Here is a 13848-nt window from a genome sequence, read left to right on the forward strand (position 1 = left end):
GCCCGCCTCTACCGCACCGGCGACCTCGTCACCCGCCACCCCGACGGCCGCCTCCACTTCCTCGGCCGCACCGACACCCAGGTCAAGATCCGCGGCCACCGCATCGAACCCGCCGAGACCGAAGCGGTCCTCCTGACCCACCCCGAGGTCACCCGCGCCACGGTCCAGGCCCGCCCCCTCCCCTCCGGCGGCCGCCACCTCGTGGCCTACGTCGTCACCACGCGCCCGCTGCCCGAGGCGGAGCTGCGCGCCCACCTCGCCGCGACGCTCCCCGACTACCTGGTGCCGAGCGCCTTCGTGCCGGTCGAGGCGATCCCGCTGACCGCCAACGGCAAGATCGACCACCGCGCGCTGCCCGACCCGCACCTCACGGCGGCCACCGCCTACACCGCGCCCGCCACGCCCACCGAAGAGGCCCTCGCCGCCATCTGGGCCGAGGTCCTCGGCGCCGAACGCGTCGGCGTCCACGACAACTTCTTCTCCCTCGGCGGCGACTCCATCACCAGCCTCCAGGTCGTCTCACGCATCCGGGCGGCCTGTGCGGTGGAGCTGTCCCCGCGCGCCCTCTTCGAGCAGCCGACCGTCGCCGGGCTCGCCGCCTTCGTGGCCGAGGCCACCGGTACCGACGCGGACACCATCGCCCCGGCACCGCGCGAGGGCGACCTGCCGCTCTCCTTCGCCCAGGAACGGCTGTGGTTCCTGGAGGAGTTCGCCGGTTCCACCGTCGAGTACAACGTGGTGGAGGCCCTGCGGCTGACCGGCCCGCTCGACACCGGCGCGCTCCGCGCCGCCTTCGCCGCCCTGGTCGCCCGGCACGAGGCGCTGCGCACCACCTTCGGCTCCGTCGAGGGCCGGGGCGTCCAGGTCGTGCACGAGGCCGGACAGCCGGTGGAGTTCCGCACCGCCGAGGTGGGCGCGGGCGAGGACGGGGCGGCGCGGCTCGCCGAGGCGGTGCGCCAGGAGGCGGCCCGCCCCTTCGACCTGCGGACCGGGCCGCTGCTGCGGGTGCTGCTGCTGCGCCGGACCGCGCGGGAGCACGTGCTCGTGCTCGCGCTGCACCACATCGTCACCGACGGCTGGTCGATGGGGGTCCTCACCCGCGAACTGGGCGCCCTCTACACGGCCGCCGTCGAGGACCGGGACGCGGCGCTGCCCGCCCTGCCCCTCCAGTACCCGGACTACGCCGCCTGGCAGCGGGGCCGCTCGGTGGCCGAGGACGAGATCGCGTACTGGGCCGGGGCGCTGGCCGGGCTGGAGCCGCTGGCGCTGCCCACCGACCGGCCCCGCCCCGCCGTGCGGACCAGCGAGGGAGCCCTGCACACCTTCGAGGTCCCCGACGCCCTCGCGGCCCGCCTCACCGCGGCCGGGCGGAGCGAGGGCGCGAGCCTTTTCATGGTGCTGACCGCCGTCACCCAGCTGCTGCTCTCCCGGTGGACGGGGCAGCGGGACGTGGCCGTGGGCACCGCCGTCTCCGGCCGCGACCGGGCCGAACTCGAAGGGCTCGTCGGCTTCTTCGTCAACACGCTGGTGCTGCGGTCCCAGATCGACGAGCGGCTGCCGTTCACCGGGCTGCTCGCCGGGGTGCGCGGGAACGTGCTGGACGCCTTCGCCCACCAGAGCGTGCCGTTCAGCCTCCTGGTGGACCGGCTCGCCCCGGACCGTGACACCAGCCGCACCCCGCTGGTGCAGGCGATGGTGAGCCTGCAGAACACCCCGGACGAGGAGCCGCTCGCCCTGCCGGGGCTGGAGGTGGCGCCGGTCGAGGTGGCGCGGGACACCGCCCAGTTCGACCTCACCTTCGGCTTCCGCGAGGAGGGCGGCGCGCTGCTGGCGGGCGTCGAGTACCACACCGGCCTCTTCGACGCGGCCACCGTGGACCGGCTCTCCCGCTGGTGGCTGCGGCTGGCCGAGGCCGTCCTGACCGCGCCCGGCACCCCGCTGCTGGCGCTGCCCGCCCTCCCCGACGAGCCGGCGGCCCCGGCCGCGTCCGCGCCGCACCCCGAGGTGCCGCCGCTCAGCGCCCCCGCCCTCTTCGCCCGCCGGGTCGCGGCCACCCCCGACGCGCCCGCCCTGATCCACACCGACGGCACCACTCTCACCTACCGCGAGCTGGACGAGCGGGCCGACCGCCTCGCCCGCCGCCTGGTCCGGGCCGGCGCCGGCCCCGAGGAGCGGGTGGCGCTGCTGCTGCCCCGCTCGCCCGACCAGGTCGTCTCGGTCCTCGCGGTGCTCAAGGCGGGCGCGGCCTTCGTGCCCGTCGACCCGTCCTACCCGGCCGACCGCACCGGCTACGTCCTCGCCGACTGCGGGGCCCGCCTCCTGCTCACCCACCGGGAACAGGCCCGACAGCTCCGCGAGGCCGGCCGCCTCCCGGAGCGGTCCGCCCTCTCCGTCCTCCTCCTCGACGAGGCACCGGACACCGCCGAGGACACCCCGGCACCCGCCGCCGGCCTGCCCCCGCTGCCCGAAGTCCCGCTCACCGCCGGGGCGTACGTCATCTACACCTCCGGCTCGACCGGCCGCCCCAAGGGCGTGACCGTCACCCACGCGGGGCTCTCCGCGCTCGCCGCCACCCAGGCGGCCCGGCTCGGCGCCGGTCCCGGCTCCCGGGTCCTCCAGTTCGCCTCGCCCGGTTTCGACGCCTCCTGGTGGGAGCTGTCGATGGCGCTGCTGACCGGCGCGGCCCTGGTCGTCGACCCGCCGGAGCCGGGCGCGGCCACCACCGACTGGGGCAGCAGGCTCGGCCCCGTCGTCGCCGCCACCGGCGTCACCCACGCGACGCTGCCGCCCGCCCTGGTGGCCGCCCTCGACCCGGCCGCCCTGCCGCCGGTGCTGGTGGTGGCGGGTGAGGCGTGCCCGCCGGAGACGGTGCAGCGGTACGCGCCGGGCCGCACCCTGGTCAACGCCTACGGCCCGACCGAGACCTCCGTCTGCGCCACCATGAGCGCCCCGCTCACCCCCGCCCCCGGCACGCCGCCCATCGGCACCCCGGTGACCGCCGCCGCGACGTACGTCCTGGACGCCTGGCTGCGGCCGGTGCCGGTGGGGGTGCCCGGTGAGCTGTACGTGGCCGGCAGCGGGCTGGCGCGCGGCTACCTGGACCGGCCGGGGCTCACCTCGGGCGCCTTCGTCGCCGACCCCTTCGGCGGCGGCGGGCGCCTGTACCGGACCGGTGACGTGGTGCGCCGCCGCGCCGACGGCGCGCTGGAGTACCTGGCCCGCCGCGACGACCAGCTGAAGGTGCGCGGCTTCCGGGTCGAGCCCCGCGAGATCGAGAACGTCCTCGCCCGCCACGCCTCGGTGGCGCAGGTCGTGGTGGACGCCCGCCCGGCCGGCACCGCCGCCGGGACGACGCGGCTGGTGGCGTACGTCGTCCCGGTGACGCCCGGCGCGGCCGACGCGGCGGCGCTGCGGGAGCACGCGGCGGCGGCGCTGCCGGAGTACATGGTCCCCTCGGCCTTCGTGGTGCTGGACCGGCTGCCGCTCAACGCCCACGGCAAGACCGACCGGGCGGCGCTGCCCGCTCCGGAGGCCGCCCCCGACGGCACGTACACCGCGCCCCGGCCGGGCGCGGAAGCGGTCCTCGCGGGGATCTGGGCCGAGGTGCTGGGCGTCGAACGGGTCGGCGCGCACGACAACTTCTTCGACCTGGGCGGCGACTCGATCCTCTCCATCCAGCTGGTGGCCAAGGCCCGCCGGGCCGGGCTCGACCTCTCCTCGCGGGACGTCTTCGCCCGCCAGACCGTCGCCGCCCTGGCCGCCGCCGCCCGGCCGTCCGGTACGGAGGCGGCGACGCGGGTGACGGCCGATCAGTCCACGGTGACCGGGCCGGTCGCCACCACCCCGATCCGCGAGTGGTTCTTCGCCCACCACCCCACGGCCCCGGACCACTTCGCCATGTCGATGGCGTTCGAGCTGCGCGCCGGGACCTCCCTCGCCCACCTCCGCGCGGCCCTCACCGCCGTCCTCGCCCACCACGACGCCCTGCGCACCGTCTTCACCGCGCCCGGCCCGGATGGCCCCGCCACCGCGACGATCCTCCCGGACACCGGCCTGGACGCCGTCCTGGAGACGTACGACCTGGGCGGCGACCAGGACGCCGAAGCCAGGGAATCCGCCTGGCGGGAGCGGGCCGCCGCCGTCCCGGCCGGGATCGCCCTCGGCGGGCCGCTGTTCCGCGTGCTGGTCGGCGTAGACGGGGACGGGCGGCCCGCCCGGGCCCAGTTCACCGCCCACCACCTCGTGGTCGACGGCGTCTCGTGGCGGGTCCTCCTCGCCGACCTGGAGACCGCCTGCCGGCAGCTGGCCGCCGGGCAGGAGCCCGACCTGGGCCCGAAGACCACCTCCGTCGCCCAGTGGGCCGACCGGCTCGCCGCCCATGTGGCGTCCGGCGGCTTCGACGCGCAGGCCGCCTACTGGCGTACGGCGCTGGAGGGAGCCACGACCGAGCTGCCGGTGGACACCCCCGGCGGCTCCCGCACCGTCGGCGAGGAGCGGACCCTGCTCGGCTCCCTGAGCGCCGAGCGGACCACCGCCCTGCTCCGCCGTGTCCCGGCCGTCTACCGCACCCGCACCGACGAGGTGCTCCTGACGGCACTGGCCCGCGCCCTGCGCGGCTGGACGGGCCAGGACCGGGTGGCCGTCGCCCTGGAGGGCCACGGCCGTGAGGAACTCTTCGCCGACGTCGACCTGACCCGCACCGTGGGCTGGTTCACCTCGCTCTACCCGTTCGCCCCCGCCCTGCCGGCGGGCGAGGGGTGGAAGGAGTCGGTGACGGCGGTCAAGGAACAGCTCCGCGCCGTCCCCGACCGGGGCCTCGGCCACGGCGCCCTGCGTCACCTCGGCGCACCCGGCACCGCCGCCGACGCCCTGCGGGACCTCCCCGAACCGCAGATCTCCTTCAACTACCACGGCCAGTTCGACGTGGTGGCGCCCTCCGGCGAGCAGACGGCCACCGCCCCGGAGGGGCTGTACGCCGCCGAACTGCCCGACGCGGGCGGCGACCGCAGCGGCCGGGAGCTCCGCACCCACCTCCTGGACGTGGTCGGCGGCATCGAGGACGGCCGCCTCACCTTCGCCTGGACCTACTCGCCCGGTCTGCACCGCGAGGAGACGGTCCGCGCGCTGGCCGACCGTTTCTTCGCCGAGCTGGAGGCGTTCGTCGCGCACTGCGCCGAGCCCGGCGCGGGCGGCTGCTCGCCCGCCGACTTCCCGCTGGTCCCGCTCGGCCAGGCCGAGGTGGACCTGCTGGCGGGCGACGGGCGGAACGTCGCCGACCTCTGCCCGCTCACCCCCCTCCAGGCGGGCATGCTCTTCCACACCCTCGACGGGCCGGGTACCGAGGCGTACCTGGAGCAGTTCACCTGCGTCCTCGACGGGGTGCGCGACACCGGCGCCCTGGCCCGCGCCTGGCAGCGGGTGGTGGAGCGGTCCGACGCGCTGCGCTCCTCCGTCTTCTGGGAGGCCGTCGGCCGGCCGGTGCGGGTCGTCCACCGCGAGGTGGTGCTGCCGCTGGAGGTGGCGGACTGGACCGGCCGCACCGAGGACGAGCGCGCGACCGCCCTCGCCGGCGTCCTCGCCGAGGAGCGGAGGCGCGGCCTCGACCTCACCGCCGCGCCCCTCTCCCGGGTGCTGCTGGCCCGCCTCGACGACGACCGCGTCCAGCTCGTCTGGACCTTCCACCACCTGCTGCTGGACGGCTGGAGCAGCGCCGCCCTCCTCACCGACGTGGTCGCCGAGTACGCGGCCCTGACCGACGGCGGTCCGGGCGCCGCCCCGCGCGGCCCCTTCCGCGACTACCTCGACTGGCTGGCAGGCCGCGACCACGCCGAGGGCCGCGCCTACTGGCGGCAGCGGCTGGCCGGCTTCACCGAACCGGTGGCGCTGCCCACCGACCGCCCGGCGCCGCAGGCGCACCGGGGCCGCTCCACGGCCCGCGTCGAGGTCCCGCTCACCGAGGCGGCGGGGAGCGGCGCGACCGCCTTCGCCCGGCGCCTGCGCGTCACCCCCAACGCCCTGGTGCAGGGCGCCTGGTCGCTGCTGCTCGCCCACCACTCGTCCACCCGTGACGTGGTGTTCGGCGCGACGGTCTCCGGCCGCCCGGCCGAACTGCCCGGCGCCGAGGAGATCCTGGGCCTCTTCATCAACACGCTGCCCGTCCGCGTCGACACCTCGCCCGCACTGCGCGTCGGCGAGTGGCTCGCCGCGATCCAGCGGGACGCCGCCGAGGCGGGCCGCCACGAGTACGTCGCGCTGCGCGACATCGCCACCGAACTGCCGCCGGGCACCGCCCCCTTCGACACCCTGCTGGTCTTCGAGAACTACCCGGTGGACCCCGAGGGCGCCGCCCGGCACGGCGTCCGGCTCCTCGAACCCGAGGCCGTCGAGGCGACCAACTACCCGCTCACCCTGATCGCGGGCACGGCCGCCGGTGACACCCCCGGGAGCACCGGCCTCAGCCTCACCCTCGCCTACGACCCGGAGCTGTTCGACGCCACCACCGCCGGCCGTCTCGCGGCCGACCTGGCCCGCCTGGTCGAGGAGGTCTGCGCCGACCCGGACCGCACCCTCGGCGAGGTCCCGGCCCTCTCCGCCGCCGAGGCGCGCGAGGCCCTGCGCCGGGGCACCGGACCGGCCGCCGAGCCGCCCGTGCCGCTCGGCACCTGGTTCGCCCGGCAGGCGGCGGCCCGCCCGGACGCGCCCGCCGTCTCGGCGGGCGCCACGGAACTGTCGTACGCCGAGGTGGACGCCCGCGCCGACCGGCTGGCCCGGCTGCTGCGCGGGCGCGGGACCGGCGCCGAGACGCGGGTGGCGGTGCTGCTGCCCAGGTCGGCCGCGTGGGCGCCGGCCGTCCTCGGTGTGGCCCGGGCGGGCGGCGTGCACGTCCCCGTCGACCCGGCGTGGCCCGCCGACCGGCTCCGGTACGTCCTCGACGACTGTGGCGCCGCCCTGCTGGTCACCGACCGCGCGCACGCCGCGGACCACCGCGCCGACGGCCCGCCGCTCCTCGTCCTGGACGACCCGGCGGTCCTGGCCGAACTGGCGGAACTCCCCGCCGGCGCCCCGGAGACCGCCGTACCCCCGGCCTCGGCCGCGTACGTCATCCACACCTCGGGCTCCACCGGCCGCCCCAAGGGCGTCGTCGTCCCGCACCAGGGGCTGACCTCGCTGGCCGCCTCGCTGACCGGCGCGGGCGGCAAAGTCGGCGGCGACCCGGCCCGGGTGCTCCAGCTGGCCTCGCCCGGCTTCGACGCCTCCGTCCTCGAACTCCTGCTGGCCTTCGCCACCGGCGGCACCCTCGTCCTGCCGTCCGCCGAGGGCCCGCTGGCGGGCGAGGAGCTGGCCCGGGTGGTCGAGGAGGAGCGCGTCACGCACGCCCTGATCCCGCCGACCGTCCTCGCCAGCGTCCCGCCCGGCCGGATGCCGGGCCTCACCACGCTGTTCACCGGCGGCGAGGCGTGCGGCCCCGAACTGGTCCGCCTCTGGTCGCCGGGCCGCACCCTGGTCAACGCCTACGGCCCCACCGAGACCACCGTGGTCGCCACGATGAGCGGCCGCCTCGACCCCGGCACCGCCGACGCTCCCCCGCCCATCGGCCTCCCGGTCACCGGCGCCGCCGTCCGCGTCCTGGACGCCCGGCTCCGCCCCGTCCCGGCCGGCGTCCCCGGCGAGCTGTACGTGGCGGGCGCCGTCCTCGCCCGCGGCTACCTCGGGCAGTCCGCCCTGACCGCCACCCGCTTCGTCGCGGACCCGGAGGGAGGCGGCGGCCGCCTGTACCGCACCGGCGACCTCGTCCGCCGGCGCGCCGACGGCCAACTGGCGTACGTGGGCCGCGCCGACGACCAGGTGAAGCTCCGGGGCCTGCGGATCGAACTCGGTGAGATCGAGGCGGCCCTCACCCGCCACCCCGCCGTCCGCCAGGCCGCCGTCACCGTCCGCGAGGACCGCCCCGGCAGCCGCCGCCTCGTCGCCTACGTCGTCCCCCACGCCGGTACCGAGGCGCCGGACGCCGAGACCCTCCGCACCTTCGCGGGCGGCTCCCTGCCCGCCTACATGCTCCCCGCCGCCTTCGTCCCCCTCCCCGCGCTCCCGGTCAACGCCAGCGGCAAGACCGACCGCCGCGCCCTGCCCGCCCCCGACGACGAGGGCGACCGCGCCACCACCTACGTGGCCCCGCGCACCGACACGGAACGCGCCCTGTGCCAGATCTGGTCGGAGGTGCTCGGGGTCGAACACGTCGGCGTGCACGACAGCTTCTTCGCCCTCGGCGGCGACTCGATCCTCTCCATCCAGGTGGTCTCCCGGGCCCGCCAGGCGGGCCTGCACATGTACACACGGGACGTCTTCGTCGGCCAGACCGTGGCCGGCCTCGCGGCCGAGGCGGACGCAGCCGAGGCCGCCGACACCCCGGCCGGGGAGGAGTCCGAGGCCGGCCCGCTGCCGCCGGTCCCGGTCGCCGAGTGGTTCTTCGCCACCCACCCGAAGGCGCCCGCCCACTTCGACATGACGATGTCCTTCACCCTCGCCCCCGGCGCCGACCCCGCCGCCCTGCGCACCGCAGTCGGCGCCCTCCTCGACCGCCACGGCATGCTGCGCGCCGTCTACGCCCAGGAGGCGGGCCAGGACCGCTGGACCGGCCGCATCCTGCCCGAACTCTCCCCCGACGCCGTCCTCACCGTCCACGACCTCACCGCCGCCCCCGACCAGGAGGCGGCCTGGAACACCCTGCTCACCGAGGTCCAGTCCGGCTTCCGCCTGGACACGGGCCCGCTCTTCCGCGTCCTGTACGGCGAGCGGGGCGCCGGCCAGGCCCCTTGGCTGAGCCTGGTCGCCCACCACCTCGTCATCGACGGCGTCTCCTGGCGCATCCTCCTGGACGACCTGGAGGCGGCCTACGCCCAGGCCGCCGCCGGCGCCGGCCCCGTCACCCCGCGCGAGCGGACCTCCTCGGTCCGCCAGTGGGCCGAACTCCTCGCCCGGCACGTCGCCGAGGGCGGCTTCGACGACCAGCTCGACCACTGGCGGGAGGCGGGCGAGGCGGCCGCCGCACCGCTCCCCGTCGACCACCCCGGCGCCCCCAACACCGGCGCGGAACTGACCGGCACCGCCACCACCCTCTCCGCCGAGCACACCCACGCCCTGCTCAACCTCGCCCCCGGCCACTACCGCACCCAGATCAACGACATCCTCCTCGCCGCCCTCGCCCGCGTCCTCGCCGACTGGACCGGCCGCCCCCGCACCGCCGTCGCCCTGGAGAGCCACGGCCGCGAGGACCTCTTCGACACCGTCGACCTCTCCGGCACCGTCGGCTGGTTCACCGCCATCCACCCCGTCGCCCTGGAGGCCCCCGCCGCGCCCGGCTGGCCCGCCGCCATCCGCGCCGTCAAGCGCCACCTGCGCACCGTCCCCGACCACGGCGTGGGCTACGGCGCCCTCCGCCACCTCAGCGCCCCCGACTCCCCCGCCCGCACCCTCCTGGACACCCCCGCCCCCCAGCTCAGCTTCAACTACCTGGGCCGCCTCGACCTCACCACCGACACCCCCGGCTCAGGCCTCCTCCGCACCGAACTCGACCTCCCCGGCCGCGACTACGCCCTCACCGAAACCCGCCCCCACCTCATCGACATCGCCGCCATGGTCCAACAGGGCCACCTCACCACCACCTGGACCTACTCCCAGGCCCAGTACGACACCCCCACCCTGACCCACCTGTCCACGGCGTACAGCCGGGCCCTGGAGGAGATCGCTACGGCTTGCCTGGGGAAGTGAGGAGGGGTGCGGGGGGCGGCAGGCGAAGGCCCCCCGCTCACGCCCCGACCCCCGCCGCCGCCTCCCCCCGTACCGAAGGCAGCAGCAGGGCCGGGCCCAGGCCGAGGGTCGTGATTCCGGCCAGGAGGAGCAGGGTGTTCGGTGTGGAGGTGCCGGGGGCGCCGGATGCGAGGGCGATGCCGAGGGCCGGGCCGATGTTGGTGGCCGTCTGTTTCAGGCCGCCGACGGCGCCGGCGTAGGCGGGCGGGGCGTCGGTGACGACCGTGCCCGTCGCCGTGACCATGACGGCCGCGAACCCGGCGCCGATCAGGGCGAAGGCCACCCCGGTGGCGACCCCGGCCCCGTCCGGGGCCGCCGCACCGAGCCCGGCGGTGCCCAGGACGACCAGGAGGGTGCCGGTGAGTGCGGTCGGGCGTGGCCCCCACCGGCCGAGGGCGGCACCGGCCAGCGGGGAGCCGATCACCATCAGCACGGTGAGCGGCAGTACGCGCAGCCCGGTGGTGAGCGGGTCCAGGCCCAGCGTGTCCTGGAGGTGGAAGGTGGCGGTGAACACGCTCCCGAACAGGCCCGCCGAGACGACCAGCAGGAGCGCCATGGCGGCCGTCACCGGCACGGACCGGGCCAGGGCCGGCGGCACGAAGGGGTGTGCCGACCGCCGCTCGCTCACCACGAACACGGCCGCCAGGCCCACCGCGCCGGCGAGTTCGCGCAGGGTGGCCGGCGCGCCCCAGCCCCGCACCGGTACCTGGGAGAGCGCGTGGACGAGCACCGCCAGGCAGCCCGCGAGCAGCACGGCGCCGGTCAGGCCGAGCCGTCGCGCGACGGGGCGTTCCCGCTCCGGGAGCCGCAGCGCGGTGGCCGGGAGCACCACGGCGAGCACCAGCGGAAGGTTGATCCAGAACACCGACTGCCAGCCGAAGTGCGCCACCAGGAGCCCGCCGAGCACGGGCCCGCTCCCGGCCGCCACCGCGATGGCGCCGGTCCGCACGGCGATCGCCCGGCGCAGTTCCCGCTCCGGGTACGCCAGCCGCAGCACCGCGAGCGTCGCGGGCTGGAGCAGGGCGCCGCACACCCCTTGCGCCACCCGCAGCCCGATGACCCAGCCGACCGAGGGCGCCAGCGCGATCCCGGCCGAGGCCAGGCCGAAGCCGGTCAGGCCGAGGTGGAGCAGCCGCAGGTGCCCGTACCGGTCGCCGAGCCGCCCGGCGAGGACCAGCAGGGCGGCCACCGCGACGAGGTAGCCGGTGCTGGTCCACTGGAGCTGGACCGCGCTCGCCCCGAACGCGCGCCGCAGCTCGGGCTGGGCCATCAGGAGCACCGTGCCGTCCAGCGCCACGATCATCGCCCCGCCCGCGCCGACCAGGAGCGGGGCGGCGCGGCCCACCCGCCCGGTCACGGGGCGGCGGGGCCGAGGTGGGCGTCGAGCACCGCGTCGACGAGCGGTTCGGGGCCGCCCGTGGCCTCGGCGCCGAGGGCGAGTGGCAGGCTGCCCCAGGACCAGAGCTGGGCGATGCCGTGCAGGCCGGCCCAGAGGGCGGTCGCGGTGACGGCCGCCGGGGGACCCGCCGCCTCGCCCCGGCACCGGGCGACCAGCTCGGTGACGTGCCGCAGCAGCGGCAGGGTGGCCTCGCGCAGCGGGGGGCCGTCCGGCGCAGCCTCCCGGCCGCCGCCGTCGAGCAGTTCGTGGCGGAACATCAGCTCGAACATGCCGCGCCGCTCCCGCGCGTAGGCCAGGTAGGCCCGCGCCAGGGCCGTCAGCTCCGCCCGCGGCCCGTCCGCCCCGGCCACGGCGTACGCGGAGCGCGCCCCCAGTTCCTCGAACCCGCGGCGGGCGACGGCCGACAGGAGCGCCCGGTGGGTCGGGAAGTACCGCCTCGGGGCTCCGTGCGACACCCCCGCCCGCCGCGCGATCTCCCGCAGCCCGACCGGGCTGGTGCCGCCTTCCAGCACCAACTCCACACCGACGTCGACCAGTCGCTCCCGCAGAGCCTTCTCCCCGTCCATGGGGACGGTCTACCAGGCTCACGTAGACAGTGTCTACCCCCGGGGGGGGCGAGGGCCCGCCGTCAGTCCTCCCCCGACGCCTTGCGGATCAGCGGCTCGAACTCCCGCCGCACATAGACGTCGAACGGTTCGGTGAGGGCGCCGTCGATCACCTCGCGCACCCCGTGCCCGGCGGCGAACTCCTTCATGGCGGCGCGGGACTCCGGCCCCACGCCGCCGCCGACGATCAGCACCCCGAACTCCCCGGACGCCAGGAGCCCGCGGGCCTCCTCGTCGGTGCTCACGCCCTCCGCGGCGAAGCCGTCCTCGCGCAGCGTGGCCAGTACCTCCCGCACCCTGGCGGGCGTCCTCCCCAGCACCAGCGTCTTCATGGCCTGCCTCCCGGTTACGTCGACATCTGCGTGCGCGACGCTAGAAGCTCAACCCGAGTCGAGGTCAACTCCCCGGACGGGAAGGGCGGGAAGGAGAGGTCACACGCCCGCGGCCTCGGGCTTGTCGTCCTTCTCCGGCACCGCGCCCGCGGCCTGCGCCTCCTGTGCCGTCTCCGGGACGTCCGCCGCCAGGACCTGCTCGGCGCGCCACAGCAGGAGGGCGGCGACGGCTCCGCCGAGCAGGACGGCGACGGCGCCGAAGAGCTGGCTGGTCTCCAGGCCGGAGGCGAAACCCTCGGCGACGACGCGGCGTTCGGCGGCGGTGTCGGCCTCGGCCAGGACGCTGGGCAGCGAGGCGGCGCCCACCGCGCCCGGTACGAGGGCGGCGAAGCGGGAGTTGAGGACGGCGCCCAGGGTCGCCACGCCGAGCCCGTTGCCGAACTCGCCGAGGGTGCCGTTGACCGCGGCCCCGACGCCCGCCTTCTCCCGGGGGATCGCGCTCATCAGCGCGTTGGCCATGGCGGGCGTGGCCAGGGCGATACCGATGCCCATCACGACGAGCCCGGACACCATCCCGGCGTACGCCCCGCTGCCGAAGAGGGCGATCACGGCGAGGCCCGCCGACAGCAGCCCCATGCCGATGGCGATGGTGAGCGGCGTGCCGATCTTCGGCAGGACCCAGGCGCCGATGCCGACGAGGTTGAGGACGACGACGCTGATGGCGAGCGGGGCGATCCGCAGCCCCGCTTCCAGCGGCCCGTAGCCGAGGACGAACTGGAGGTGCTGGGTGAGCAGGAAGAGCGAGCCGCCCATGCCGAAGGCGATCAGCACCGCGCCCGCCACCGCGCCGGTGAACCGGCGGTCGCGGAAGAACCGCATGTCGAGCATGGGGTGCGGGGTGTGCAGCTCCCAGAGGACGAAGGCGGCGAGCACGGCGAGGCCGATCGCCCAGGAGGCGGCGACGTACCCGGAGAACCAGCCGTGCTCCGGGCCGGAGATGATCGCGTAGACCACGCCGGTCATGCCGACGGTGGAGAGCAGCGCGCCGGGCAGGTCGGGGCGTTCGCCGTCCTTGCTCTTCGACTCGGGGACGAGCGCGACCACCGCGACCAGGCCCAGCAGGGCGACCGGGATGTTGATCAGGAAGATGACGCCCCACGAGAAGTGGTTGAGGATGAGGCCGCCGACCAGCGGGCCGATCGCGACGCCCAGGGCGTTGACCGTGGCCCACAGGCCGATCGCGCGGACCCGCTCCCGCTCGTCGAAGATCTGGACGACCACGGCGAGGGTGGTGGTGATCAGCAGCGCGCCGCCGACGCCCATGCCCGCGCGGGCCGCGATCAGCTGGGCGGAGGACTGGGCGAGCCCGGCCACCAGTGAGCCCACGCCGAACACCGCGAGGCCCACGACCAGCATCTTCTTCCGCCCGTACCGGTCGGCGGAGCTGCCCGCGGTGAGCAGCAGTCCCGACTGGACCAGCGAGTAGGCGTTGATCATCCACTGGACGTCGGCTGCCGAGGCGTCCAGTTCACGGGTGAGGGAGGGGATCGCGACGTTCAGCACCGTGTTGTCGAGCAGCACCGTCAGCTGGGCCAGGCAGATGACGCCGAGGATGAGCCAGCGCTGTGGATGGCCCGTCGGTGCGGTACCGGCGTCAGTGGTCGTGGCCGCCATGGGTTCCTGCCCTTCATTCACGTCTGTCCTG

General features: G+C 76.4%; 5 protein-coding genes. 1 reads left to right on the forward strand and 4 read right to left on the reverse strand.

The window, feature by feature from the left end:
- Positions 1-9768 (forward strand): non-ribosomal peptide synthetase (locus IF45_RS0128650; protein WP_037638718.1); only part of this gene is annotated, 9768 nt, incomplete at its 5' end.
- A gap of 37 nt (positions 9769-9805) precedes the next feature.
- Here the strand turns inward: IF45_RS0128650 and IF45_RS0128655 are convergent.
- The 4 genes from IF45_RS0128655 to IF45_RS0128670 all read right to left on the reverse strand — a co-directional run bounded on the left by IF45_RS0128655 (position 9806) and on the right by IF45_RS0128670 (position 13817).
- Positions 9806-11110 carry an MFS transporter gene (locus tag IF45_RS0128655; RefSeq protein ID WP_202547875.1) on the reverse strand — a complete coding sequence of 435 codons (1305 nt, stop codon included), beginning with the start codon at positions 11108-11110 and terminating at the stop codon, positions 9806-9808.
- 50 nt (positions 11111-11160) lie between these two features.
- Entirely contained in the window at positions 11161-11772 is a 612-nt protein-coding gene (locus tag IF45_RS0128660) for a TetR/AcrR family transcriptional regulator (protein WP_030310419.1), read from the reverse strand.
- 62 nt (positions 11773-11834) lie between these two features.
- A complete protein-coding gene (locus IF45_RS0128665; protein ID WP_018895500.1) occupies positions 11835-12143 on the reverse strand; it encodes a hypothetical protein in 309 nt (102 codons plus the stop codon).
- 99 nt (positions 12144-12242) lie between these two features.
- Positions 12243-13817: an MFS transporter gene (locus IF45_RS0128670; RefSeq protein ID WP_030310421.1), complete on the reverse strand. Its 1575-nt coding sequence runs from the start codon at positions 13815-13817 to the stop codon at positions 12243-12245.
- Between the last annotated feature and the right edge of the window lie 31 nt (positions 13818-13848).

The sequence above is a fragment of the Streptomyces albidoflavus genome, assembly GCF_000719955.1.
GTDB classification, from domain to species: domain Bacteria; phylum Actinomycetota; class Actinomycetes; order Streptomycetales; family Streptomycetaceae; genus Streptomyces; species Streptomyces albidoflavus.

Excerpts from the sequence above, each read along its gene's own strand:
- IF45_RS0128660 (WP_030310419.1), bottom strand. The coding sequence starts at position 11,772 with ATGGACGGGGAGAAGGCTCTGCGGGAGCGACTGGTCGACGTCGGTGTG.
- IF45_RS0128655 (WP_202547875.1), bottom strand. The coding sequence starts at position 11,110 with ATGATCGTGGCGCTGGACGGCACGGTGCTCCTGATGGCCCAGCCCGAG.
- IF45_RS0128670 (WP_030310421.1), bottom strand. The coding sequence starts at position 13,817 with ATGGCGGCCACGACCACTGACGCCGGTACCGCACCGACGGGCCATCCA.
- IF45_RS0128665 (WP_018895500.1), bottom strand. The coding sequence starts at position 12,143 with ATGAAGACGCTGGTGCTGGGGAGGACGCCCGCCAGGGTGCGGGAGGTA.